Source organism: Lysobacter sp. P5_B12 (genome assembly GCF_056400425.1).
In genome coordinates this window covers 12,502-36,468 of the sequence record NZ_JBFULG010000008.1, presented here as the reverse complement: position 1 = coordinate 36,468, position 23,967 = coordinate 12,502, and the positions used below count along the sequence as shown (strand labels likewise).

19 protein-coding genes and 7 tRNA genes are annotated in these 23,967 nt (G+C 66.6%); 6 read left to right on the top strand and 20 right to left on the bottom strand.

Annotation, left to right across the window (positions count from 1 at the left end):
* Positions 1-83: 83 nt before the first annotated feature.
* The 13 genes from AC1DOM_RS12915 to AC1DOM_RS12855 form a co-directional block, all read right to left on the bottom strand.
* A tRNA-Asp gene (locus tag AC1DOM_RS12915) sits at positions 84-160 on the bottom strand.
* A 78-nt stretch (positions 161-238) separates the two neighbouring features.
* Positions 239-313, bottom strand: a tRNA-Val gene (locus AC1DOM_RS12910).
* A 16-nt stretch (positions 314-329) separates the two neighbouring features.
* A complete protein-coding gene (locus AC1DOM_RS12905; protein WP_156641506.1) occupies positions 330-602 on the bottom strand; it encodes a non-specific DNA-binding protein Hbs in 273 nt (90 codons plus the stop codon).
* A gap of 268 nt (positions 603-870) precedes the next feature.
* Entirely contained in the window at positions 871-3,297 is a 2,427-nt protein-coding gene (lon, locus tag AC1DOM_RS12900; protein WP_498963915.1) for an endopeptidase La, read from the bottom strand.
* Between the two features lie 273 nt (positions 3,298-3,570).
* Complete coding sequence (clpX, locus tag AC1DOM_RS12895; RefSeq protein ID WP_498963913.1) at positions 3,571-4,857, bottom strand: ATP-dependent Clp protease ATP-binding subunit ClpX; 1,287 nt, start codon at positions 4,855-4,857, stop codon at positions 3,571-3,573.
* A 116-nt stretch (positions 4,858-4,973) separates the two neighbouring features.
* Positions 4,974-5,600 (bottom strand): ATP-dependent Clp endopeptidase proteolytic subunit ClpP, encoded by a 627-nt coding sequence (gene clpP, locus AC1DOM_RS12890; protein WP_036167511.1) that lies wholly within the window; start codon positions 5,598-5,600, stop codon positions 4,974-4,976.
* 19 nt (positions 5,601-5,619) lie between these two features.
* Positions 5,620-6,915, bottom strand: a complete 1,296-nt coding sequence (gene tig, locus AC1DOM_RS12885) for a trigger factor (RefSeq protein ID WP_498963911.1) — start codon at positions 6,913-6,915, stop codon at positions 5,620-5,622.
* Between the two features lie 112 nt (positions 6,916-7,027).
* Positions 7,028-7,109: transfer RNA gene (locus AC1DOM_RS12880), tRNA-Leu, on the bottom strand.
* Positions 7,110-7,161: 52 nt separating this feature from the next.
* On the bottom strand, positions 7,162-7,476 hold the full coding sequence (locus AC1DOM_RS12875; RefSeq protein ID WP_498963909.1) for a hypothetical protein: 315 nt from the start codon (positions 7,474-7,476) through the stop codon (positions 7,162-7,164).
* Between the two features lie 137 nt (positions 7,477-7,613).
* Positions 7,614-7,689, bottom strand: a tRNA-Lys gene (locus tag AC1DOM_RS12870).
* A gap of 41 nt (positions 7,690-7,730) precedes the next feature.
* Positions 7,731-7,807, bottom strand: a tRNA-His gene (locus AC1DOM_RS12865).
* A 244-nt stretch (positions 7,808-8,051) separates the two neighbouring features.
* A tRNA-Arg gene (locus tag AC1DOM_RS12860) sits at positions 8,052-8,128 on the bottom strand.
* A 6-nt stretch (positions 8,129-8,134) separates the two neighbouring features.
* Positions 8,135-8,211: transfer RNA gene (locus AC1DOM_RS12855), tRNA-Pro, on the bottom strand.
* A 114-nt stretch (positions 8,212-8,325) separates the two neighbouring features.
* Here AC1DOM_RS12855 and AC1DOM_RS12850 point away from each other — a divergent pair.
* Positions 8,326-9,084 carry a Bax inhibitor-1/YccA family protein gene (locus AC1DOM_RS12850; protein WP_498963907.1) on the top strand — a complete coding sequence of 253 codons (759 nt, stop codon included), beginning with the start codon at positions 8,326-8,328 and terminating at the stop codon, positions 9,082-9,084.
* A 93-nt stretch (positions 9,085-9,177) separates the two neighbouring features.
* On the opposite strand, the gene AC1DOM_RS12845 is transcribed toward AC1DOM_RS12850, so the two are convergent.
* From AC1DOM_RS12845 to grxC, 3 genes are all read right to left on the bottom strand, one after another.
* A complete protein-coding gene (locus AC1DOM_RS12845) occupies positions 9,178-10,200 on the bottom strand; it encodes an isocitrate dehydrogenase (RefSeq protein ID WP_498963905.1) in 1,023 nt (340 codons plus the stop codon).
* 105 nt (positions 10,201-10,305) lie between these two features.
* Positions 10,306-10,701 (bottom strand): carboxymuconolactone decarboxylase family protein, encoded by a 396-nt coding sequence (locus AC1DOM_RS12840; RefSeq protein ID WP_498963903.1) that lies wholly within the window; start codon positions 10,699-10,701, stop codon positions 10,306-10,308.
* Positions 10,698-10,961: a glutaredoxin 3 gene (grxC, locus tag AC1DOM_RS12835; protein ID WP_498963901.1), complete on the bottom strand. Its 264-nt coding sequence runs from the start codon at positions 10,959-10,961 to the stop codon at positions 10,698-10,700. The genes AC1DOM_RS12840 and grxC overlap by 4 nt, the downstream gene beginning before the upstream one ends.
* Before the next feature lie 203 nt (positions 10,962-11,164).
* Between grxC and AC1DOM_RS12830 the strand changes: the two genes are divergently transcribed.
* The 5 genes from AC1DOM_RS12830 to AC1DOM_RS12810 all read left to right on the top strand — a co-directional run bounded on the left by AC1DOM_RS12830 (position 11,165) and on the right by AC1DOM_RS12810 (position 18,609).
* Positions 11,165-12,745, top strand: a complete 1,581-nt coding sequence (locus AC1DOM_RS12830; RefSeq protein ID WP_498964198.1) for a M48 family metalloprotease — start codon at positions 11,165-11,167, stop codon at positions 12,743-12,745.
* 169 nt (positions 12,746-12,914) lie between these two features.
* The gene (phoB, locus tag AC1DOM_RS12825; RefSeq protein ID WP_156641493.1) at positions 12,915-13,604 is read left to right on the top strand and encodes a phosphate regulon transcriptional regulator PhoB; all 690 of its coding nucleotides are present in this window, start codon (positions 12,915-12,917) and stop codon (positions 13,602-13,604) included.
* Positions 13,605-13,613: 9 nt separating this feature from the next.
* Positions 13,614-14,993 (top strand): phosphate regulon sensor histidine kinase PhoR, encoded by a 1,380-nt coding sequence (gene phoR / locus AC1DOM_RS12820; RefSeq protein ID WP_498963899.1) that lies wholly within the window; start codon positions 13,614-13,616, stop codon positions 14,991-14,993.
* Positions 14,990-17,074 (top strand): polyphosphate kinase 1, encoded by a 2,085-nt coding sequence (ppk1, locus tag AC1DOM_RS12815; protein WP_498963897.1) that lies wholly within the window; start codon positions 14,990-14,992, stop codon positions 17,072-17,074. The genes phoR and ppk1 overlap by 4 nt, the downstream gene beginning before the upstream one ends.
* 92 nt (positions 17,075-17,166) lie before the next feature.
* Positions 17,167-18,609, top strand: a complete 1,443-nt coding sequence (locus tag AC1DOM_RS12810) for a Ppx/GppA phosphatase family protein (RefSeq protein WP_498964196.1) — start codon at positions 17,167-17,169, stop codon at positions 18,607-18,609.
* Here AC1DOM_RS12810 and AC1DOM_RS12805 read toward each other — a convergent pair whose 3' ends face one another.
* From AC1DOM_RS12805 to AC1DOM_RS12790, 4 genes are read right to left on the bottom strand one after another with little or no spacing between them, the layout of a single operon-like run.
* A complete protein-coding gene (locus AC1DOM_RS12805) occupies positions 18,610-20,676 on the bottom strand; it encodes a S9 family peptidase (RefSeq protein WP_498963895.1) in 2,067 nt (688 codons plus the stop codon).
* A 16-nt stretch (positions 20,677-20,692) separates the two neighbouring features.
* A complete protein-coding gene (locus tag AC1DOM_RS12800) occupies positions 20,693-22,549 on the bottom strand; it encodes a hypothetical protein (protein ID WP_498963893.1) in 1,857 nt (618 codons plus the stop codon).
* Positions 22,546-23,463: an ABC transporter ATP-binding protein gene (locus tag AC1DOM_RS12795; protein WP_498963891.1), complete on the bottom strand. Its 918-nt coding sequence runs from the start codon at positions 23,461-23,463 to the stop codon at positions 22,546-22,548. Before AC1DOM_RS12795 ends, AC1DOM_RS12800 begins: the two co-directional genes overlap by 4 nt.
* Positions 23,464-23,489: 26 nt before the next feature.
* Positions 23,490-23,900: a GntR family transcriptional regulator gene (locus tag AC1DOM_RS12790; protein WP_498963889.1), complete on the bottom strand. Its 411-nt coding sequence runs from the start codon at positions 23,898-23,900 to the stop codon at positions 23,490-23,492.
* Between the last annotated feature and the right edge of the window lie 67 nt (positions 23,901-23,967).

Genomic DNA, 23,967 nt, shown 5'->3' with positions numbered 1-23,967 from the left:
TAGCCGCTTCGGCCTGCGTGCGCCGGAATGCCTGATGCGCGCAAAACAAAAGCGCCCTTTCGGGCGCTTTGGTCTGGAACTAGTGGCGGAGTGGACGGGACTCGAACCCGCGACCTCCGGCGTGACAGGCCAGCATTCTAACCGACTGAACTACCACTCCGCTGAGCCCGAAATGATACAAGAGCTGAGTTCGTTCCTGCAACACTTCGATCGAACAACAACACGCATCGGCATCGGGTGGTGGGTGCTGAGGGGATCGAACCCCCGACCCTCTCCGTGTAAAGGAGACGCTCTACCGCTGAGCTAAGCACCCGTCCCGAACGCTTGGATCAGTTGACCGCGTCCTTCAGCGCCTTGCCGGCCTTGAACGCGGGGTTCATCGACGCGGCGACCTTGATCGTTTCGCCCGTGCGCGGATTGCGGCCTTCGCGCGCGGCGCGCTTGCGCACCGCGAAGGTGCCGAAGCCCACGACGGTGACGGTGTCGCCCTTCTTCAGGGCCTTGGTGATCGCAGCGATGACGGCATCGACCGCGCGGCCGGCATCGGCCTTCGTCAGTTCTGCGCCTTCGGCGACGGCATCGATCAATTCGGCTTTGTTCATGCTTTGGGAACTCCCGGAAATAAACCGCGGATGGGGACCGGGGCAGGCCGATGCGCGCGCGGGTTGCGCGGGCATCCTGGCTGGCGTTCCCCGGTCGACGAGCCGCAATGCGCTTCACGCATTGGCGGCGGACGCGGTCGTTATACCAGCGGGGTATGGCCCGAGCAACCGGAAAACCGCGCAACTGCGCGGTTTCCGGGATACGCCGATTGTCAATGGCCGATTGGTGAACCGATGTTCAGTGGCGCGCGGTTCAGTCCTGGCGCCGTCAGTGGGTGATGTCGTGCTGCTGCGACGGCGGCGTGGCGGGCGGCGCGACCTCGGTCTTCGCACCGGCCGGGGTGGCGGCGGTGTTGGGCGAGAGCGGGCGTTCCAGGGCGAGGTCGAGCACTTCGTCGATCCACTTCACCGGCACGATCTTCATGCCCGAGGTCACCGCCTTGGGGATGTCCGCGAGGTCCTTGCGGTTCTCCTCGGGGATGATCACGGTGCGGATGCCACCGCGCATGGCGGCCAGCAGCTTTTCCTTCAGGCCGCCGATGCCCAGCACCTTGCCGCGCAGGGTGATCTCGCCGGTCATCGCGACATCCGCCTTGACCGGGATCTTGGTGAGCGTCGACACCAGCGCGGTCGCCATCGCGATGCCGGCGCTCGGGCCGTCCTTCGGCGTCGCGCCTTCGGGCACGTGCAGGTGGACGTCGTAGCGCGTGAGGAAATCCAGGTCGATGCCGAAGCGATCGGTGCGCGCGCGCACGACCGACAGGGCCGCCGACGCCGATTCCTTCATGACATCGCCGAGCTGGCCGGTGAGGATCAACTGCCCCTTGCCCGGCACGAGCGTGGATTCGATCTGCAGCAGGTCGCCGCCGACTTCCGTCCACGCCAGGCCCGTGACCAAGCCGATCTCGTTTTCCTGCTCCGCGCGGCCGTAATCGAAGCGGCGCACGCCGAGATATTTATCGAGATTCTTCGAGGTGACGGTGACCGTGCTCGCCTTCCGCTTCGGGCCGGCCAGCGCGAGTTCCTTGACCACCTTGCGCGCGATCTTCGCCACTTCGCGTTCGAGGTTGCGCACGCCCGATTCGCGCGTGTAGTAACGCACGATGTCGCGGATCGCGTTCTCGGAGATCTTGAGCTCGTCTTCCTTCAGGCCGTTGGCCTTCAACTGCTTGGTGACGAGGTAACGCAGCGCGATGTTGAGCTTCTCTTCCTCGGTGTAGCCCGGGATGCGGATCACTTCCATGCGATCGAGCAGCGGGCCCGGAATGTTGAGCGAGTTGGAGGTGGCGACGAACATCACCTCCGACAGATCGAGGTCGACTTCGAGGTAGTGATCGTTGAACGCGCTGTTCTGTTCGGGATCGAGCACTTCCAGCAACGCCGACGACGGATCGCCGCGGAAGTCCATCGACATCTTGTCGATCTCGTCGAGCACGAACAGCGGGTTCTTGCTGCCCACCTTGTTGAGGTTCTGCACGATGCGGCCCGGCATCGAACCGACGTAGGTGCGGCGATGCCCGCGGATCTCCGCTTCGTCGCGCACGCCGCCGAGCGACATGCGCACGAACTTGCGGTTGGTGGCCTTCGCGATCGATTGGCCGAGCGAAGTCTTGCCCACGCCGGGCGGGCCGACGAGGCACAGGATCGGGCCGCGCAACTTCTGCACGCGCGCCTGCACCGCGAGGTATTCCAGGATGCGTTCCTTGACGCGCTCGAGACCGTAGTGGTCGGCGTCGAGCACTTCCTGCGCGACCTTGAGGTCCTTGCGCACCTTGGTCTTCTTCTTCCACGGCACGCCGAGCAGCCAATCAAGATAGTTGCGCACGACCGCGGCCTCGGCCGACATCGGCGACATCTGCTTGAGCTTGCCCAGTTCGGCGCGCGCCTTGGCTTCGACCGGCTTGGGCATGCCGGCTTCGGCGATCTTGCGCGCGAGTTCGTCCAGGTCGTTGGGCGCTTCGTCGATCTCGCCCAGTTCCTTCTGGATCGCCTTCATCTGTTCGTTGAGGTAGTACTCGCGCTGGCTCTTCTCCATCTGCGACTTCACGCGGCCGCGGATGCGCTTTTCGAGCTGCTGCACGTCGATCTCGCCTTCGACCAGGCCCACCAGCAATTCCAGGCGACCGCCGATGTCGAGCGCTTCGAGCAGCTTCTGCTTGTCGGACATGCGCACGCCCAGGTGCGCGGAAATCGTGTCGCCCAAACGGCTGGGATCGTCGATGCCGCTGAGGGTTTGCAGCAATTCCGGCGGCAGCTTGCGGTTGGTCTTGACGTACTGTTCGAACAGCGACAACAGCGAGCGCGCGATCGCTTCGACTTCGCGCGTTTCGCGCGCAGATTCGGATTCGACCACCGTACCGGTGCCCTTCAGCGCACCGTCGTGTTCTTCGACATCGGTCACGCGCGCACGCGACAGGCCTTCGACCAGCACCTTGATCGTGCCGTCGGGCAACTTCAGCAATTGCAGCACCTGCGCCAGCGTGCCGATCTCGTGCAGGTCCTTCGCACCCGGCGCATCGGTGTCGGCGGACTTCTGCGCGACGAGGAGGATCCGCTTGTCGGCTTCCATCGCCTGGTCGAGGGCGCGGATGGATTTGTCGCGGCCGACGAACAGGGGAATGACCATGTGCGGAAACACCACGACATCGCGCAGCGGCAGCACCGGCAGGTCGAAGGTTTCGGCGGTCTGGGTCATGGGATCTCCGGCAAGAAAAACGCGATGGACGAAATTCGGCGCGACCGTCCCCGGACCTTACCGGGGAGCGAGTCAAGGCGGCGCACACCCCGCGCCGTAGCCTCGGTTATGGGGCGCGAAAGACGGGGATGCAAGCGCCCGTAGGCGCAATCGTGACCGTGTCCGAACGCGTTCAGACAGCTGTCCGGACAAGCGGCGGCCGCGCCCATCCGGGGGATGGGCGAGCGCGGTGGGCGGTGGAAGGGACCGGCGGGTTCCACGCCGGTCCGGGACTCATTCGGCGCCTGCGGCCTTGGGCGTGGCGGGCGGCGTCTGGTAGATCAGGTAGGGCTCGGACTTGTGCTCGATGACCGACTCATCCACGACCACCTTGCTGACGTTTTCCAGCGAGGGCAGTTCGTACATCGTGTCGAGCAGCACCGACTCCACGATCGTGCGCAGGCCGCGCGCGCCGGTCTTGCGCTTGAGCGCCTTGCGGGCGATCGCGTTGAGCGCGTCGGGGCGGATTTCCAGTTCCACGCCTTCCATCTCGAACAGCTTGCGGAACTGCTTGCTGATCGCGTTCTTGGGCTCGGTGAGGATCTTCACCAGCGCCGGCTCGTCGAGTTCCTCGAGCGTGGCGACCACCGGCAGGCGGCCGACGAACTCGGGGATCAGGCCGAACTTGATCAGGTCTTCGGGCTCGACTTCCGACAACACCTTGCCGATGTCGGTCTTGCGCTCGGCGCTCTTGACCTTCGCGCCGAAGCCGATGCCGCCGGCTTCGGTCGAACGCTGCTGGATGATCTTGTCCAGGCCGGCGAACGCACCACCCACGACGAACAGGATGTTGCGCGTGTCGACCTGCAGGAATTCCTGCTGCGGGTGCTTGCGGCCGCCCTGCGGCGGCACGCTGGCCACGGTGCCTTCGATGAGCTTCAGCAGCGCCTGCTGCACGCCCTCGCCCGACACGTCGCGCGTGATCGACGGGTTTTCGCTCTTGCGCGAAATCTTGTCGATCTCATCGATGTACACGATGCCCTGCTGCGCCTTCTCGACGTCGTAGTCGCACTTCTGCAGGAGCTTCTGGATGATGTTCTCGACGTCCTCGCCGACGTAGCCGGCTTCGGTCAGCGTCGTCGCATCGGCGATGGTGAACGGCACGTTGAGCAGGCGCGCCAGCGTTTCGGCCAGCAGCGTCTTGCCCGAACCGGTCGGACCGACCAGCAGGATGTTGGACTTCGCCAGTTCGACGTCGTCGTTCTTCTGCCGGCTCTCGATGCGCTTGTAGTGGTTGTACACGGCCACGGCCAGCGTCTTCTTGGCGCGCGACTGGCCGATGACGTACTGGTCCAGCACGTCCAGGATCTCGCGGGGCTTGGGCAGGTGGCTGCGTGCCGACTGCGCCTTCTCCTCGAGCTCCTCGCGGATGATGTCGTTGCACAGCTCGACGCATTCATCGCAGATGAACACGCTCGGGCCCGCAATCAGCTTGCGGACCTCATGCTGGCTTTTCCCGCAGAACGAGCAATACAGGATCTTGTTGCTGTCGCCGGATCGGCCTTGACGGTCTTCGCTCATTCCCCACACCTGCTTCGGCCACACGGTAGCGGCCCGAGAATAGCATCCGCGGCCCGGTTGTCCACCGAGCCGAAGGTGCAATGATTTGGTTCCACGATCAGGAGGCCGGGCCCGACTCAGGCGGCCTGGATCGAATCGTCGGGACGGCGTTCGAGGACCTGGTCGACCAGGCCGTATTCACGCGCGGCCTCGGCGCTCTTGAAGTTGTCGCGTTCGGTATCGCGGGCGATGGTCTCGAGGGCCTGGCCGGTATGGCGGGACAGGATCTCGTTCAGGCGCTGGCGGAGGGTCAGGATTTCGCGGGCATGGATGTCGATGTCCGTGGCCTGTCCCTGGAAGCCGCCCAACGGCTGGTGGATCATCACGCGGGAATTGGGAAGCGCATAACGCTTGCCCTTGGCGCCCGAAGCCAGCAGCAGCGCGCCCATCGAGGCGGCCTGCCCGACGCAGATGGTGCTCACGTCGGGCTTGATGTACTGCATGGTGTCGTAGATCGCCATGCCCGCCGTGACGATTCCGCCCGGCGAGTTGATGTACAGGCTGATGTCCTTTTCGGGGTTTTCGGCCTCGAGGAAGAGCATCTGCGCGACGATCACGTTGGCCACGTGGTCGTCGATGCCACCCACGAGGAAGATCACCCGCTCCTTGAGCAACCGCGAATAGATGTCGTACGCGCGCTCGCCGCGGCTGGTCTGTTCGACCACCATCGGCACGAGGTTCAGGGCTTTCGTTTCGAGGCTCATGGGTGTCCGGTTCTCGTTGTTACTGGCGGATGGCATCCTGGAAGGATAGTGCCTGCTCCGTGTGCGTGGCGCGTTCGGCGATCCAATCGATCACCTGCTCTTCCATCACGCGATTCTGCAGACCTGCCATGAGCTGGGGGTCGTTGCGGTACAACTCAATGACCTGCTCCGGCTGTTCGTAGGTGGATGCGATCAAACGCATCGTCTCGTTCAAACGGCGCTGGTCCAGGTGCAGCTCGTTGCGGCGGGCGATCTCGCCCACCAGCAGGGCCACGAGCACGCGCTTGCGCGCCGGCTCCATGAACTGCGACTGGTCGACGGCGACCTGCTGGCCCTGGCGACGGGCCTGGTCGGCCATGCCGTTGGCCAGCGAGCGCGCTTCGGCCTCGACCAGGCGCGGCGGCATTTCGACCGACGCGTACTTGGCGACGAGCTGCTCGCCCACTTCCTTGCGCAGGCGCTGCATCAGCGCGCCCTTCAGCTCGCGCGCCAGGTTGCTGCGGATTTCGGCGCGGAACTGCTCGGGCTCGCCCGACTTCACGCCGAAGCTGCGGATGAACGCGGCATCGACTTCCGGCAGCACCGGCTCGGAGACTTCGAGCACCTTGACGGTGATCGCCACGGTCTTGCCCGCGAATTCGGGGATGCGCCAGTCGGCCGGGAAGTCGACCTGCACGGTCTTCTCTTCATTCGGCGACATGCCGACGACGCCGGCTTCGATTTCCTTGAGCATCGCGCCGGAGCCCACGACGGTGCTGCCCTTCTCGGCGCCTTCCGGCGGACGGCGCACGCCGTCGACTTCGGAGAAGTTCTCCATCGTCACCAGGTCGTTTTCCTTCGCCGCGCGCTCGACGCGGTTCCAGCCCTGGCGCTGCATGCGCAGGTTGTCGATCATGCGATCGATGTCGGCGTCTTCGACTTCCGACGTGTGGCGCACGACTTCCAGACCGGTGACATCGACGTCGCCGAAGTCCGGCACGATTTCGAAGGTGGCCACGAACGCCAGCTCGCCTTCGCCGGCCACGTCGCTGCTCGGCTCGATGCGCGGGGCACCGGCGAGGCGGAGCTCGTTTTCGCGGACGGCGCCGTCGAAGCTTTCGCGCAGCATGCCGTCGAGGATTTCCTGGCGGACCTGGTCGCCGTAGCGCTGCTCGATGACCTTGGTCGGCACCTTGCCGGGGCGGAAGCCCTTGATGCGCGCGGTCCGCGCGATTTCCTTCAGGCGACCACCGACCTGGGTGTCGACTCGCTCCGCCGGCAGGCGGAAGGTCATGCGGCGTTCGAGGTTGCCGAGGGTTTCGACCGAGACTTGCATTGCTGGGAGCTCTTCGTGATGAGTGGCAGGCCCGGCGCGGGAGCGCGGCGGGCGGAACGGGGTAGTTTGGCCGAAAGCGGCCCGGGCCGCCACCCGGCGGCCGTCCGGAACGTGCGAAAGGCGGGACTCGAACCCGCACGCCTTGCGGCGCTGGAACCTAAATCCAGTGCGTCTACCAGTTCCGCCACTCTCGCGAGCCCGCATTGTGCCCGCCGCCGGCGCCCCGGCGCCACGGTGGGCAAGCGGTCATTCGCGATGGACCGCCACGTGGGTGGCGACGCCGTCCTTGAAATCGACCTGGAGGATGATCGGCGCCCCGGTGTCCTCGTCCAGCCCCACGTCCCAGGTCGAGACCTCGTGCCCTCGCGTACGCCCCGGGCCGAGCATGTGCTGCACTTCGCCCCAGCCCTTGCCGATCAACAGGCGCCGCGCGATGAGGTCGGAGGTGAAGGCCTGCCTCTGGAACCGATCCTCCTGCGCCCAGGCCTCCGGCGAGAAGCGGCGCCCGTCGGAACAGGCGGCCAGGAGCAGCAAACCCAGGATGAGCAATGGCCGGCGCATCGGAACCTCCAAAGCGCGGAGGCGCTCAAGGACTCTTACGCAAGCTACCGATCGTGGCGGACGCGTCCGTGCCGCGCGTCGCGAACTCGAGCCAAAGAAAAAGGGATCTGGCATCGCTGCCAGATCCCTCTTCTTTTTGGTGGGCCGTCAAGGATTCGAACCTTGGACCTATTGATTAAGAGTCAACTGCTCTACCAACTGAGCTAACGGCCCGTAGCGGCGCGCATTGTAAACGTGCGGGCTGCGAAACGGAATGGGGTGGCTGAGGGGACTCGAACCCCCGACATCTGGAATCACAATCCAGTACTCTAACCAACTGAGCTACAGCCACCACAGGCGCACGCGATCCACTGCGGGCGGCCGGCTATTCTTCAGGAGTCGGCGTGGGGATGCAAGCCGCCGGCCTCAGATCTGCCCTGTTTCGCCATCGCGATACTTCCGATCGCAACGCACGCATGAAGTCGAAACAGCCCCTTTTAGTAAAAGGGGCGCGCGACAGCGCGGGTATTTGGCCTGCAACCTTTAGCCCGAACTTTTGCTGCGCAAAAGTTCGCGCGCCAAATTGCTTCGCAWTTTGGCGCGCCCGGCAGGAATCGAACCTGCAACCGCCGGCTTAGAAGGCCGGTGCTCTATCCAGTTGAGCTACGGGCGCTTCGATTGGTCGGGGTAGAGGGATTCGAACCCCCGACATCCTGCTCCCAAAGCAGGCGCGCTACCAGACTGCGCTATACCCCGAATTTTGACGGCCCGGGCTGCCGGGACGCGGGATTCTGGGAACCCGCGGCCCCGCCTGTCAACGCGGGCGGTCCACGCTATGCTCCATCGATCGTCCACACAAGGGGAAGAGGCATGCTTCGCAGCGGAAATCCGGCGCTCAAGGACTCCACGTTCCTCGACATCGGCAGCGGCACGGTCGTCACGCGCGACGACCAGGCGATGACGCTCAACGGCACGGTCAACAAGACCGGCTTGCTGCTCCTGCTCGCGGTGCTCACGGGCGCCTACGCCTGGAATGCCGTCGCACCCACCGATGCCGGCATGTCGCCCCAACTTCCGATCTTCCTGATCGGCGGTGCGGTCGGCGGGCTGGTGTTCGCGCTGGCGACGATCTTCAAGAAGACCTGGGCACCGGTCACCGCGCCGCTGTACGCGCTGTCCGAAGGCCTGTTCCTCGGCGCGATCTCCGCGGTCTTCGAAGCGCGCTATCCCGGCATCGTGATGCAGGCGGTGCTGCTGACGATGGGCACGCTGTTCGCACTGTTGATGGCCTACCGCTCGGGCCTGATCCGCGCGACGGAAAACTTCAAGCTCGGCGTCGTCGCGGCCACCGGCGGCATCGCGCTGATCTACCTCGCCACGATCGTGATGCGCCTGTTCGGCACCGACATTCCGTACATCCACGAATCGGGCGTGATCGGCATCGGCTTCAGCCTCTTCGTCGTCGTGGTCGCGGCGATGAACCTGGTGCTCGACTTCGATTTCATCGAATCGGGCGTGGAGGCCAACGCACCGAAGTACATGGAGTGGTACGGCGCGTTCGGCCTGATGGTCACGCTGGTGTGGCTGTACGTCGAGTTCCTGCGCTTGCTGTCGAAGTTGCGCGACTAAGGTTGCTTGCAAGGTTCGCGGTGGCTTGACCCCACCCAAAAAGAAACCCGCCGATGGCGGGTTTCTTTTTGACCTCCCCTGGAGGGGAGGTGATTACACGCGCTTGGCGATCGCCTTGGCGAAGGACATCGTGTTGCCCTCGCCACCCAGGTCGGGCGTGAGCGAATCCTTCGCCTCCAGCGTGGCGATGATCGCTTCGCGCAACTTCGTCGCCTTGTCGGTCATGCCGAGGTGGTCGAGCATCTGCGCGGCGGCGAGCAGCAGCGCGCACGGATTGGCGAGGCCCTTGCCCGCGATGTCCGGCGCCGAGCCGTGCACCGCTTCGAAGATCGCCGCGTCCGTGCCGATGTTCGCGCCCGGCGCCAGCCCCAGGCCGCCGACGAGGCCGGCGCACAGGTCGGAGATGATGTCGCCGAACAGGTTCGTCGTCACGATGATGTCGAACTGCTCGGGCTTCATCACCAGCTGCATGCAGGTGTTGTCCACGATCATCTCGTTGCACTGGATGTCGGGATACTCGGCCGCCACGACGCGCGCGGTCTTGAGGAACAGGCCCGAGGTCGACTTCAGGATGTTGGCCTTGTGCACCACCGTCACTTTCTTGCGACCGGTGCGGCGCGCGAGTTCGAACGCGTAGCGCACGATGCGCTCGGAACCGCGGCGCGTGACCTTCTGCGTGAGCAGCGCGGTCTCGCCGTCTTCCGACACGGACTGGCCTTCGCCGATGTACGCGCCTTCGGTGTTCTCGCGGACGGTGATCAGGTCCACGCCGGTCGGGAAGCGCGACTTGGTGTTCGGGAAGCTCTTGGCCGGGCGCACGTTGGCGTAGAGGTCGAAGCGCTTGCGCAGCTCGACGTTGATCGAGCTGAAGCCTTCGCCGACCGGCGTGGTGAGCGGGCTCTTGAGCGCGATGCGGTTCTTGCGGATCGAATCCATCGTCGCCGCCGGCAGCAGTTCGCCGACTTTCTCCAGCGCCGTCATGCCCGCTTCGGCGAACTCGTACTGCAGGCCGAGGTCCATCGTGTCCAGGACGTGGAGCGTGGCCTCCATGATCTCGGGGCCGATGCCGTCGCCGCGGAGGACGGTGATGGTGTGCGGTGCGGGGGTCTGCGTCATTGGAGGCGTTCCGGACGTGCGGACGGCACGCAGGCGCGTGCCGTCGGGGTGTGGGAGCCCGCAATTATGCCAGACCGGGGCGGGGCTCCGTCCGGGAGCGTAGGGTCAGCCGTGATCGTGGGCGGACGCGGACGCGGCTTGACCGGACTCCAGCTTGTCGAGGAAATCGACCGCGCGCCGCAGGTGCGGGATCACGATCGAACCACCGACGACCAAACCGACCGAGAAGGTTTCGAACATCTCGTCGCGGCTCACGCCCGCCTCGCGGCACTGCGCCACGTGGTAGCTGATGCAGTCGTCGCAACGCAGGACCAGCGAGGCGACCAGGCCGAGCAACTCCTTGGTCTTCACGTCGAGCGCGCCGGCCTGGTAGGTCTGCGTGTCGAGCGCGAAGAAGCGGCGCACGACCTGGTTGGGTTCGGCCAGGATCCGCTCGTTCATCCGCTTGCGGAATTCGGTGAACTCGCGGACGCGGTCGGACTCGCCGCCCTCGCCGCTCATGCGCCCACCAGCAACGGCTCGAGCTTGCCCGCGCGATGCAGCGCCATCATGTCGTCGTAGCCGCCCACGTGCGTATCGCCGACGAAGATCTGCGGCACCGACGTGCGGCGCGTGCGCTCGACCATCTTGTCGCGCTCGCCGGGCGCGGTGTCGATGCGGACTTCGTTCCAGGCCAGGCCCTTGCTCTTCAGGAAGTTCTTGGCGGCGACGCAGTACGGGCAGATCGCCGTGCTGTAGATGGTGATGATGGGGTTGGTCATGGTGGCTCCGGAAACTTGTGGCGCTGTGCGATGGTCGGGAATATGGGACGCCGCGCTTCGCATTTCCACCCCTCGGGGGGCGCATGGGTGCAACACTGCGTAGGCGCCCGCGGTCCGAAGCGTGGTTAGATGAATTAACCGGTGGTTCACCGGCCCCGTGCGAGGAAGCCTGCGTGCAGACCCCCTTTCGATTCCGACCTCGCCTGGCCCCGCTCGCCCTTGCCGTGCTGGCCACCTTGTCCTTCGCCGCGCCCCTGCTGGCGCAGAACACCGTCAACAAATCGCGCCTGCCCGACATCGGCTCGTCGGCCGGCGAGGTACTCGGCCCGTCGCAGCAGGCCGAATACGGCGCGATGACGCTCAGCCAGCTGCGCCACTACGGCTACATCCTCGACGATCCGCTCCTGGAGGACTGGCTGCAGGCGGTCGGCCACAAGCTGGCGGCCAACAGCGACAAACCGCGCCAGAAATTCACCTTCTTCCTGATGAAGGACCGGCAGATCAACGCCTTCGCCACGCTCGGCGGCTACGTCGGCACGAATGCCGGCCTGGTGCTCGCCGCCACGCGCGAGGACCAGGTCGCCAGCGTGCTGTCGCACGAAATCGCGCACGTCACCCAGGACCACGTGCTGCGCGGCGTCGAACGCGCGCAGCGCGAAAGCGTGCCGATCCTGCTCGCGATGCTCGGCGCGATCCTCGTCGCGCAGCAGGCCGGCGGCAATTCCAGCGACGATGCGACGATGGCCGCGCTGTCCGCCGGCCAGGCGCTGATGTACCAGCGCCAGATCGATTACACCCGCGACAACGAAGCCGAAGCCGACCGCGTCGGCATGCAGACGCTCTGGCGCAGCGGCTACGACCCGAAGGCGATGGCCGAATTCTTCACCACGCTGCAGGGCTGGGTGCGCGCCAACCAGGGCGGCTCGCGCGAACGCACGCCCGATTACCTGCAGACCCACCCGATCACCGTCACGCGCATCAGCGAAGCGAAGGAACGCGCGGCTGCGCTGAAGGACACCAACAACTTCGCCGCGCCCACCACCGCCAACCTGATGCTGCCGGGCAACATCCGCCTGCCGCAGGCTTCGCTTTCCGCCGCGGGGACCGGCAACTTCGGCTGGGCGAAGGAACGCATGCGCGTGCTCAGCGCCAACACACCCGCCGAGGCCGTGCGCGAATACGAGCAGATGCGCAACAAGGCGCCGCTCGACGACGCGCAGCAATACGGCCTGGCGCTCGCGCGCCTGCAGGCCAACCAGCCGGCGGCCGCGATCTCCGATCTCGATCCGGTGCTGAAGAAATTCCCGAACGACACCTGGCTGCAACTGGCGATGGGCGAAATGGAAGCCCGCGCCGGCAAGAAGGCCGATGCCGATGCGCGCTTCCAGCGCCTGGTCGACCGCATGCCGCGCAATCGCGCGGTGGTGCTCACCTACGCGCAGGTCCTCGGCGAACGCGGCGACGCTGCCTCGGGCAAGAAAGCGCAGGGCATCCTGCGCGCCCTGGCCTCGGTGGCCGCCGACGATCCGGTCTACCAGGAGACCTTCGCCCGCGCGAGCGACCTGGCCGGCGATCCCATCCGTGCCGGCGAAGCCCACGCCGAATCCGAGTACCTGAACGGCCGTCCCGAACGCGCGCTGGTGCAGCTGGAAAACCTCAAGAAGCGCGGCGACCTCGACTATTACGCCCGCGCACGCATCGACGCGCGCATCGCGCAGATCACCCCGACGGTGCTCGAACTGCACCGCCAGGGCGTGAAAGACGACAAGGTCGATAGAAATTAGTGCGCGTAGCGCACACCAATTTCCCTCCCCCGCGGGGGAGGGCAAGGGTGGGGACCAACAGGTCGCGTCGTGCCCCAGGTGACCATGTCACCCCACGGTCACAAAACCGTCGTCTACTGGCACCATGGCCCGCAAGACGCGGGCTCCATGGGCCCCCGACGCCAACACCATGCTCAAACGCATCCTCATCGTCGACGACGAACCGGCCATCCGCGACATGGTGGCCTTCGCCCTGCGCAAGGCCGAGTTCGAACCGGTCCATGCCGGTGACGCCCGCGAAGCCCAGTCGGCCATCGCCGACAAGGTCCCGGACCTGATCCTGCTGGACTGGATGCTCCCCGGCACCAGCGGCCTGGAACTCGCCCGCCGCTGGCGCAAGGAACACCTCACCCGCGAGGTGCCGATCATCATGCTCACCGCGCGCGGCGAGGAGAACGACCGCGTCGGCGGCCTGGAAGCGGGCGTGGACGATTACGTCGTCAAGCCGTTTTCCGCGCGCGAATTGCTGGCCCGCATCCGCGCGGTCATGCGCCGCTCGCGCGAAGACGACGAGGACGGCAGCGTCAAGGTCGGCGGTTTGCGCATCGATGGCGCGGCGCATCGCGTTTTCGCCGAGGACGCGCCGGTGCAGATCGGCCCCACCGAATATCGCCTGCTGCACTTCTTCATGACCCACCCCGAGCGCGTGTACACCCGCTCGCAACTGCTCGACCACGTGTGGGGCGGGAGCGTGTACGTCGAGGAACGCACCGTCGACGTCCACATCCGCCGCCTGCGCAAGACGCTGGAACCCCACCAGCTCGACCCCATGGTCCAGACCGTGCGCGGCGCAGGCTACCGCTTCTCCGCCGCGGTCTAGACTGGCGGCATGCCACCGCGCGCACGACAGACCTGGACCCGCACGCTCGGCCAGCTCGCCGCCGTCCTCGGTGGCGCGGTGGTCGTCGGGCTGATCGTCGGGTATCCGTGGCCGGTGGTGACGCTCGCCGCGCTGGGCATCGTCGCCTGGCATTACACCCGCCTCCACGGCGTGCTCTCCCGTCTTTCCGCCGGCAGCCGCGTGCCGCCGCCCCAGGGCGAAGGCGTGTGGAACGAACTCGACCGCCAGCTGCACCGCAGCCAATCCGACGTGCGCGCGCGCAAGCGCCGCCTGATCGCGATGCTGCGCGCGTATCGCGCCGCGGCGATGGCCCTGCCCGACGCGGTGGTCGTGATCGAACGCAACAGCCAGCGCGTGCAATGGTTCAACCCCGCGGCGACGACGCTGCTGGGCTTGCGTTATCCGCGCGATGCCGGCGCGCCGCTGGGCGAACGCCTGCATTCGATGTCGCTGTCGCGCTGGCTCGCCGCCGGCCGCAATGCCGAGCCCTTGCAGGACACGCCCTCGCCCGTCGACGCCACCACGCGCCTGAGCCTGCGCCTGATCCCGTACTCCGAAGACTTGTGGCTGCTCGTCGCGCGCGACGTCACCAAGCTGATGCGCCTGGAGCACATGCGCCGCGATTTCGTCGCCAACGTCTCGCACGAATTGCGCACGCCGCTGACCGTCGTGCACGGTTACCTCGACCTGCTCGATCCGGCCGACCAGCCCGAATGGGCACCGATGCTCGCCGAGATGCAGCGCCAATCGCAGCGCATGACGCAGCTGGTCGAAGACCTGCTGACGCTCTCGCGCCTGGAAGCGCAGGACGGCGTCGTCGACGATCCGGTGTCGATGGCCTCGATGCTCGCCACCCTGCGCCGCGAAGCCGAAGCGCTGAGCCAGGGCCGCCATCGCATCGTCGTCGACGACATGACGCTGACGCGCGGCACGCCGCTCGACCTGCGCGGTTCGACGAAGGAACTGCACAGTGCCTTCTCCAACCTGGTCAGCAACGCGGTGCGCTACACGCCGGTCGGCGGCACGATCACCGTGCGTTTCGCCCCGGAAGCCGACGGCGCGGTGCTCGCGGTGAACGACACCGGTTACGGCATCCCCGCCGCGCATTTGCCGCGCATCACCGAACGCTTCTATCGCGTGTCCACCAGCCGCTCGCGCGAAAGCGGCGGCACCGGGCTGGGCCTTGCGATCGTCAAACACGTGTTGAACCTGCACGGCGCCCGCCTTTCGATCGACAGCGAAGTCGGCCAGGGCAGTACCTTCGCAGGCCACTTCCCCGCCGATCGCGTCCTGCCGCGCGACCCCCACGACGGCTTCCCTGCCCCGGCTGAGGCAGAATCCACGCACGCCCCGTCGACGCAGCCATGAACGCCGCCATCGAAACACCCCAGGACGTCGACCCGCTCCGCGACCCCGCGATGTATTTCAATCGCGAGCTCTCGCAGCTGGACTTCAACTTCCGCGTGCTCGCGCAGGCGCGCGACCCGCAGGTCCCGCTGCTCGAACGCCTGCGCTACCTGTGCATCTCCTGCACCAACCTCGACGAGTTCTTCGAGATCCGCGCGGCCACCGTGCGCCACTCGCAGGACTTCGGCGTGCCGCCCGGCCCCGACGGCATGGCGCCGGCGACGGTGCTGAAGGAAATCCATGCGCGCGCGCAGGACCTGGTCGACGCGCAATACCGCTGCTGGAACGAAGAGCTGCGCCCGCAACTGACCGAAGCCGGCATCCGCATCGCGCCGCGCGATGCATGGAGCGCAAGGCAGACGCGCTGGCTGCGCGATTACTTCCGCGACGAAATCCTGCCGGTGCTTTCGCCGCTCGGCCTGGATCCGGCGCATCCGTTCCCGAAGATCCTCAACAAGTCGCTGAACATCGTCGTCGTGCTGAAGGGCAAGGACGCGTTCGGCCGTGCGGGCCACCTGGCGATCGTGCGCGCGCCGCGTTCGTTGCCGCGCATCATCCAGATCCCGCCGGAAGTCTCCGGCGGCCCGACCGACTTCGTCTTTCTCTCCGCCGTGCTGTCGGCCTTCGTCGACGAACTGTTCCCGGGCATGCAGGTGAAGGGCGCCTACCAGTTCCGCGTGACGCGCAACTCCGAGTTGATCGTCGATGAGGAAGAAGTGGAAAACCTCGCGCTCGCGCTGCGCGACGAACTCGTCGGCCGCGGCTACCTGCGCGCGATGCGCCTGGAGATCGCCGAGCAGTGCCCGACCGAAATCGTGCGCACGCTGCTGGTGAATTTCGACTTGCCGGAGAACGCGGTCTATCGCATCAACGGCCCGGTCAACCTCAATCGCGTCATCCAGGTCTACGACCTGGTGCAACGCGCCGACCTGAAATACGCCGCCTTCCAGCCGCGCAACCTGCGCGACATGGACGCGATGTTCGAACGCGTGTCCGAAGGCGACGTGCTGCTGCACCACCCCTTCGATTCCTTCGCGCCGGTGCTGGAGTTGATCAAGCAGGCGGCCGAAGACCCGAACGTGCTGGCGATCAAGCAGACGCTGTATCGCGCGGGCAAGGACTCGCCGATCGTCGACCAGCTCGTGCAGGCCGCGCGCAACGGCAAGGACGTCACGGTCGTCGTCGAGTTGCGCGCGCGCTTCGATGAAGAAGCCAACCTCGGCCTCGCCGATCGCCTGCAGGACGCGGGCGTGCAAGTGGTCTACGGCGTGGTGGGCTACAAGACGCACGCCAAGATGTTGCTCATCGTGCGCCGCGAAGGCCGCAAGCTGCGGCGTTACATCCACCTGGGCACCGGCAATTACCACTCCGGCACCGCGCGGGCGTACACCGACTTCGGCCTGATCACCGCCGATCCGGACATCGGCAACGACGTCGACCTGATCTTCCGCCAGCTTTCGGGCCTGGCGCCGGCGGTCAAGCTCAAGCGCCTGCTGCAATCGCCCTTCACCCTGCATGCCGGCGTGCTGCAACGCATCGATCGCGAAACCAAGCACGCGCGCGCCGGCAAACCCGCGCGCATCGTCGCGAAGATGAACGCGCTCAACGAGCCGCAGGTCATTCGCGCGCTGTACGTCGCTTCGCAGGCGGGCGTGGAGATCGACCTGATCGTGCGCGGCGCCTGCGCGCTGCGCCCCGGCGTGCCGGGCGTGTCGGAGAACATCCGCGTGCGCTCGATCGTCGGCCGCTTCCTCGAACACCATCGCGTGTACTGGTTCGCCAACGACGGGGATCCGGAACTGTTCTGCTCCAGCGCCGACTGGCTGGAACGCAACCTGTTGCGGCGCATCGAAACGGGTTTCCCGGTGCTTGCACCCGATCTCGCCGAACGCGTGCGCGAAGAAGCGCTGGTCAACTACCTGGCCGACAATTTGAACGCGTGGACGCTCGACGCCGACGGCCGTTACGAGCGCGTTCGCGCGCAGGGCGATGAAATGCCGCATTCGGCGCAGAACTGGTTGCTGGCGAAAATCTGCACGTGAACGAAATCCTCGCCCGTCCCCGCGCCACCGCCCTGCCCTTGCAGGATGGCGATCTGCTCGCTGCCGTCGACCTGGGGTCCAACAGTTTCCACATGGTCGTGGCGCGGTACGTGCTCGGCCAGTTGCGCGTGGTCGATCGCATCCGCGACATGGTGCGGCTTGCCGAAGGCCTCGACGGCAAGGGCGGCCTGGATCCGGCCGTGCTGCGGCGCGCCCTGGTCAGCCTGGAGAAGTTCGGCCAGCGCCTGCGCGAGATCCCGCCGCAACGCGTGCGCGTGATCGCGACCAACACCGTACGGCAACTCGCGATGCCACAGGTGTTCCTGTTGCCGGCGGAAACCGCGCTGGGCCATGCGATCGAAGTCGTCTCCGGCCGCGAGGAAGCGCGCCTGGTGTATCTCGGCGTCGCGAATGCGCAGCCCCCCAATCCGGGCGAGTTGCGGCTGGTGATCGACATCGGCGGCGGCTCCACCGAATGCATCATCGGCTCGGGCATGGATGCGATCGAACGCGAAAGCCTGCAGGCCGGCTGTGTCGCCAGCACGCGGCGCTTCTTCCCCGACGGCAAGCTCTCGCGCAAGCGGTGGAACAAGGCGCTGACCGAAGTCGCCGCCGAATTCCAGCAGTTCTCGAATACCTATCGCGCCCTGGGTTGGCACGAAGCGCTCGGCTCGTCGGGCACCAACAAGGCGATCGGCGAGATCTGCGCGGCGATGAAACTCACCAAGGGCGCCGTCACCGCGCAGGCCTTGCCGCAGGTGCGCGATCGCCTGTTGCAGGCCGAAACGATCGACCAGATCGATCTGCCCGGGCTCTCGGCCGAACGCAAGCCGATCATCGCAGGCGGCCTGCTCGTCCTCGAAGCGGCCTTCACCGTGCTGGGCCTGGAGCGCATGGCGGTCAGCAAGGCGGCGCTGCGCGAAGGCGTGTTGGTCGACATGCTCGGCCGCGGCGGCGCGGACGATCCGCGCGATGCCTCGGTCGCCGCGCTGATGCAGCGTTACGGCATCGATCCGGCGCAGGCGGCGCGCGTGAAGGAAACCGCGCTGAGCTTGTTCGACCAGGTCGCCGCGGAATGGAACCTGCCGATGGAAGCCCGCGCGATGCTCTCGCGCGCGGCGCAACTGCACGAACTCGGCCTGGCCATCGCGCACAGCCAGTACCACGTGCACGGCGCTTACGTGCTCGAGCACTCCGATATTTCGGGCTTCTCGCAACAGGAACAACGCGTCCTCGCATCGCTCGTGCGCACGCATCGGCGCGGCATCCCGAAATCGGCGTTCGATCAGATTCCCGATCGCCTGCTCGCGCGCACCAAGCGCGCCGCCGCGCTGCTGCGCATCGCCGTGCTGCTGCACCGCTCGCACGAGCCCGACGACATCCCGCGCGTGGAAGCCGTCGCCAACGGCGACAACCTGCTGCTCACCCTCGACAAGCGCTGGATGGACCAGCGCCCCTTGCTGCGCGAAGACATCAGCGGCGAACCGAAGGATGCGGCGGATCTCGGTATCACGCTGCGCATCGGCGCGGATTGATCAATCGCGGAAGTCGCTTCCCTTCAAACGCATCTGTTTCGCCAGTGTGGCGCGCAGCCCCGCATCCGGCGCCTCGGGCGCATCGCCCCCCAGTCGGCGATGCAGCATGCGTTCGATGAGATACAGATAGGCCTCGCGCGTGCGGGGATCGGCGACCGAGTGGCGCGCGTCCTGGTCGACGAACAGGCTCACGTCCTTGCCGTGCGACTGCAACGCCGCTGCATAGTGCAGCACGCTCCGGATCGGCACGCGTTCGTCGTCGCCGCCGGCCAGCAGCAACACCGGGCGCGACAACTCCGACGCATGCGCGATCGGCGATTGCGCACGCAGACGCGCGGCGACGCCGGCATCGGCGGGATCCATGTCGAGCAAACGCATGCTCGTCGACATCGGAATGCCCGGCGCCATCTGGTCGACGCTGCGCGAATACCACCGCAGCACCCATCCCAGGTCGGCCGGTGGCACCGCCGCGACGCCGGCGCGAAACAGTTCCGGTTGGAACGTCACGCCCAGCAAGGTCGAGTAGCCGCCGAACGACGCGCCCACGATTCCCGCGCGCGAGACGTCGCCGATGCCGTTCGCCGCCAGGAAACGCACGCCTTCGACGATGTCCTGCTGCACGCGCCCGTTGCCGAAGTCGCCTTTGCCGGCGCGCATGTACGCGCGCCCAAAGCCGGTCGACCCGCGGAAGTTGGGTTCGAACACGACATACCCGCGATTGGCGAGCAGTTGCGAAACGCTCGAGAACTCCGGCCCCACGTGCGCGAACGGCCCCCCGTGCACATTCGCGACGATGGGCGCGCGCGCCGCATCCACGCCATGCGGCACGAATACATAGCCGTGGATCGCCATGCCATCGGAGGCGCCGTAGACGAAGGGAATCTTGCGCGACAACGCGCGTTCGGCCAGCGCAGGCGCGGGCTTGCCGCGCCAGAGCGTGCCGGTGTTGTTCAACAGATCGCCGAACGCGCCGGTCGCCGAATCGTAGACGTGCAGGCGCTCGCCCTTCATCGTTCCCGCGCGCTCGTGTACGAGCCAACGCGTGGTCCCGACCTCGATGCGCAGGTTCCGCTGCGGCCAGCGCGCCTGGATGCGTGCGACGTGGCGTTGCGCGTCGGGTGTCAGGCCATGGTTTGCCGGGGTCGGCGTGCGGTAGCCGGCGATGATCGGTTGCTGCGTGCGCGCGTCGATCGCGACATCCTGCAGGTCGGCCACGCCCCGAGGATCGACGTGCAGCGTCGTCAGCGTGTCGTCGGCTTCCAGGCGCGCGAGGCGACGCAGGTTCGATCCGACATCCGTGAGCAGCGTGGCGGTGCGGCCGTCCGCGGATGCCGCAAGCAAGGTGCAGCGTTCGAGGTCGACGCATCGCAGCGCGGGCGCAATCCGCGCACCACGCACGCGGAACACCGTGTACTGCGCATCGGCCACGCGCGTGAAGAACGCCAGCTGCCCGCGCGCATCGAAGGCGACGTCGACGATCTGTTGCGTGTCCTCGCGCAACAAGGATTGTTTGCCGTGCGCATCGATGCGGAACACGCGCCAGCGACGTTCCAGGCGCGACACGACCGGCGGGCTTTCGAGGACGAGGATCGCCGCAGGCACCACCGGATCGGCACCGAGCATCGTGCGCGGCCAACGGCCACCCAGTTTCGCGATCGCGCCCGAACCGCCCTGCCCCGCCATCGCCAGCGCGAACACTTGTCGCGCCGATTGCAGGAACAACCAGCTCCCGTCCCGCGACCACGCCAGTGCCTGCGCATCGGTGTTCGCAATTGTGCGTACCGGAGCACCGCCGCTGGTCGAGGCGATCCACAGCGCACGATTGCGCTCTTCATCGCGCAGCCAGGCGACGCGGCGCCCATCGGGCGACAACCACGCGCCGTCGAGACTGGAGGTCGCGAGGAAAGCAATACGCGGCATCTGCGGCGCGCGCGGCTGCGCACGCTCGGCGGCGACAGCGGCCTCCAACGCGCGCACGTCGAGCGCCTCCTGCGCCGTCGCGGTGCCGCAAACCGCCATCGCGAAGGCGAACAGCACCTGCCCGAACCGCTTCGGGATCCTGATCATCGTGTGTTCTCCGGACTCAGGCGATGGCGGGCTGCGCGGCGATCGCGATGTCTTCCACCGTCTCGCGCTTGGGATGCAGCAACCACAGGGCCATCAACGCAGGCAGGCTCACCATGCCGCAGACGAGGACCCAGGCGATGCGCGCGCGTGTCGACAAGTCCGTCTGTCGCGTGCGCCACACCGCGCCGAGCAACGATGCGAGCATCAGCAGACCCGCGAGCCATTGCATCGCGGGCGGCACGGGTGCCGGATGTTTGGGCAACGGCGCCATGCCGCCGGCGAACGCATTCTTCGCCGCCTTCTGCACCGCGTACAACACGGGCGACGGGAACCAGTTCTGGTAGCGCCACGCATCGAAGTAATCGCGATCGACTTCGCGCCGCGCGACGGGATGGACGCCGCCCTTGTCGTCGACGCGCACGATTTCCTGGAACGGCAGCGCACCTTCGGCGTTGTAGGACGAGCGCACGAAGGAGAAAGAAAGCAGCCACCCATCGAGCAGCTCCATCGCATCCACGCGCTGCAGGTCGCCGGGCGCACCGGGCAACGCGACGCGCTGGCGCGGCACGAGCACGCCGTCGTCGCTCTCCAACTCCCGCGCATCGTAGAAGTACAGCGCGCGATCGCTGAGCACGGCGACGTCGTCGCCCGCTTCGCCGACACCGGCCAGGCGTTCGCCCTGCGGCAGCCGCACGCGCGGCAGCACGAGCTGCGCGTCTTCGTCATACTGGTACACCGTCGCGCGATCGAACAACAGATTCTTCGGACCGGGCATCACCGGTGCCGGGAAGGGTTTGTCGCCGGCGACGCCGAGCGTCCCCACGCGCCGCCGGTCGCTGAGCCGGTACCCTTCGAAGCGCATCGAGTCGTGGCTGAAGACCCAGCGCAACGTGCGCTCGCTGTCCGGCGCTTTCGCGTCGAACTCCATCGGCGCCAGGTTCATCAACTGTCCGCGCGCAGGCACGGTGCGCAGGCTGGGCCCGACTTCGAAGATTTCCGAGATCCGCGCCTGTTCGCGCCAGAGCGCCGCTTCGGGATCGCGGCTGTTCGCGAGACCGAGCCGGAACACATCCTTGCCTTCGGCATTCTCCAATTCCTTCTCACCGCCCGCCTTCGGCACCTCGACGTTGTTGGGATGCGAGCCCTGCGCGATCCACACGAACTCGACACCGAAGCCCACCAGCACGAGCACCATCCACATCGCGACCTGCAGCGGCGCGCCCACGATCACCGTGCGCACCACGCCGCGCGGCGCCGCGCTCAGATCGGGCTTGAACGCCGCGAACACCATCGCCGCCAACCATGCGAGCGCCAACAGTTGCAGCAACAGCGCGCCGGTTCCCGTGGCTTCGGACGCAGCGAACAAGGCCAGGAACACGCCGGCGCTGAAGCCGATGCGGCGGTTCGAAAGCATCACGTAACACCCGGCCAGATACGCACACGTCGCGATCAACCAGGCCGACACGAGCAGCAACACGTGGCGCGTATCGACGACACGCGGCGTCATCCATTCCTGCCAACCGGCCACCACCAGCGCCGGCAGCAGGATGCCGATCGCGAGCAGCAATGCCCCCGCACCGGTGAGCGCGAGCGCGATCTTCCCCGGCGGGATCGGACGATGCAGCAGGTTGAGCCACGTGTTCGGCCGGCGATATCCGCCCATCTGGTACAGGCCGAGCAACAGGCCCACTGCACCGTACGCGATGGCGAACACCTGATAGACCATCTCGGGTTGCTGCGCCAGATCCACCACGCGCGTGAGGAAGCCCAGCACGACGAGCTGGATGGCGGCGCATCCGATGGCCCACCAGCGAAAGCGCAGCAACTCGGCTTTGAACAGATCGATCATGGGGAATTGTTCCGGATGCTTCATGCGTGCGCCTGCGTGGGCGCGGCGTGGTTCTTGGCGAGGAAGCCGTTGACGGCGCGGTCCAGGCTCACCGGCATGCTCTGCACCGAGCGCGCACCGCTGGCGCGCAGGAACTGCGCGAAGTCTTCGTCCTGGTCGAGCACCAGGTAGTGGTGCAAACCGTCGAGCCGTTGCAGTTGCAGCAGGCCCGGCACCGATTGCGGATCGGGGCCCTTGAAGGGAATGTCCGCCACCCAGTGCGTCACGCGCGCGCAGAAATCGTCGGGCGCCGACATGTGCATCAAACGCCCGCGTTCGAGGATGATGAGATTGTCGGCGACGCGCTCGATCTCCTCCATCTGGTGCGAGCAATAGATCACCGTGCAGTCGTCGGTGGCGTTGCTGTACATCAGCGATTCGAGGAACGCGCGCTTGGCCACGACGTCCAGGCCGAGCGTCGGTTCGTCGAGCACCAGCAGTTCCGGCCCCTGCGCGAGTGCGAGCGCGAGGTTGAAGCCCGCGCGTTCGCCGCGCGAAAGCTGCGAGACCTTCTGTTCCGGCAACACGTGGTAATGGCCCAGCACGCCCTGGAACGCGGCTTCGTTCCAGCGCTTGTATTGGCGACGATGCATGTCGATCACCGCGGCGATGCGCATCCACCCGGGCAAGGTGTGTTCTTCGTTGACGAAGCCGATGCGCCCGCGGTCGTCGGGCGTGAGGCGCTGCGAATCCACGCCGAGGATGCGCGCCGTGCCGGCCGTCGGCGGCAGGAAACCGAGCAGGATGCGGAAGAGCGTGGACTTGCCGGCGCCATTGGCGCCGACCACGGCATGGATGCGGCCGCGCGGCACGCGCAGGTCGAGATGATCGAGCGCGAACTTGCGCCCGTAGCGCTTGCTCAGCGCCTGGGTCTCGATGACGTATTCGTTGGAACTCATGTCGGTGTGCTCATCTCGAAGTCGTGTCAGGCGGACTTGCGGGGCGCAAGCGCGAGAAATTCGTGGATCAGGCGCGCCTGCACCTCGTCAGGCGGGAAGTCGAGCGCGATCACGTCGTGCAGGAAGCGCTGGATCGCTTCGTCCAGGCGCCGGCTTCGCTCGGCATCGCTCAGGCGCTGGCGCGGCGGCGCGACATACAGGCCCAGGCCCTGCCGCGATTCCAACCAGCCTTCGGCGATGAGTTCGGCGTAGGCCTTGGCGACCGTGTTCGGATTGACCGTCAGTTGCTGCGCCAGGCCGCGCACGCTGGGCAGCTGGTCGCCCGGCGAAAGCTCCGCGGTCGCCACCTTCATGCGCACGGCGTCGACGATCTGCTTGCTGATCGGCCGGGGGTCGCCGGTGGCGATCTGCAGCATCAAGGCCCGGGTGCGGGGCATGGAGGTGTCCTATGTGTACTGTGGTGATTAGTACAGTACGAACACCGAGTGGGTGTCAAGCACCCAC

Excerpts from the sequence above, each read along its gene's own strand:
- AC1DOM_RS12905 (WP_156641506.1), bottom strand. The coding sequence starts at position 602 with ATGAACAAAGCCGAATTGATCGATGCCGTCGCCGAAGGCGCAGAACTG.
- lon (WP_498963915.1), bottom strand. The coding sequence starts at position 3,297 with ATGACCCAGACCGCCGAAACCTTCGACCTGCCGGTGCTGCCGCTGCGC.
- clpX (WP_498963913.1), bottom strand. The coding sequence starts at position 4,857 with ATGAGCGAAGACCGTCAAGGCCGATCCGGCGACAGCAACAAGATCCTG.
- clpP (WP_036167511.1), bottom strand. The coding sequence starts at position 5,600 with ATGAGCCTCGAAACGAAAGCCCTGAACCTCGTGCCGATGGTGGTCGAA.
- tig (WP_498963911.1), bottom strand. The coding sequence starts at position 6,915 with ATGCAAGTCTCGGTCGAAACCCTCGGCAACCTCGAACGCCGCATGACC.
- AC1DOM_RS12875 (WP_498963909.1), bottom strand. The coding sequence starts at position 7,476 with ATGCGCCGGCCATTGCTCATCCTGGGTTTGCTGCTCCTGGCCGCCTGT.
- AC1DOM_RS12850 (WP_498963907.1), top strand. The coding sequence starts at position 8,326 with ATGCTTCGCAGCGGAAATCCGGCGCTCAAGGACTCCACGTTCCTCGAC.
- AC1DOM_RS12845 (WP_498963905.1), bottom strand. The coding sequence starts at position 10,200 with ATGACGCAGACCCCCGCACCGCACACCATCACCGTCCTCCGCGGCGAC.
- AC1DOM_RS12840 (WP_498963903.1), bottom strand. The coding sequence starts at position 10,701 with ATGAGCGGCGAGGGCGGCGAGTCCGACCGCGTCCGCGAGTTCACCGAA.
- grxC (WP_498963901.1), bottom strand. The coding sequence starts at position 10,961 with ATGACCAACCCCATCATCACCATCTACAGCACGGCGATCTGCCCGTAC.
- phoB (WP_156641493.1), top strand. The coding sequence starts at position 12,915 with ATGCTCAAACGCATCCTCATCGTCGACGACGAACCGGCCATCCGCGAC.
- phoR (WP_498963899.1), top strand. The coding sequence starts at position 13,614 with ATGCCACCGCGCGCACGACAGACCTGGACCCGCACGCTCGGCCAGCTC.
- ppk1 (WP_498963897.1), top strand. The coding sequence starts at position 14,990 with ATGAACGCCGCCATCGAAACACCCCAGGACGTCGACCCGCTCCGCGAC.
- AC1DOM_RS12810 (WP_498964196.1), top strand. The coding sequence starts at position 17,167 with ATGGTCGTGGCGCGGTACGTGCTCGGCCAGTTGCGCGTGGTCGATCGC.
- AC1DOM_RS12805 (WP_498963895.1), bottom strand. The coding sequence starts at position 20,676 with ATGATCAGGATCCCGAAGCGGTTCGGGCAGGTGCTGTTCGCCTTCGCG.
- AC1DOM_RS12800 (WP_498963893.1), bottom strand. The coding sequence starts at position 22,549 with ATGAAGCATCCGGAACAATTCCCCATGATCGATCTGTTCAAAGCCGAG.
- AC1DOM_RS12795 (WP_498963891.1), bottom strand. The coding sequence starts at position 23,463 with ATGAGTTCCAACGAATACGTCATCGAGACCCAGGCGCTGAGCAAGCGC.
- AC1DOM_RS12790 (WP_498963889.1), bottom strand. The coding sequence starts at position 23,900 with ATGCCCCGCACCCGGGCCTTGATGCTGCAGATCGCCACCGGCGACCCC.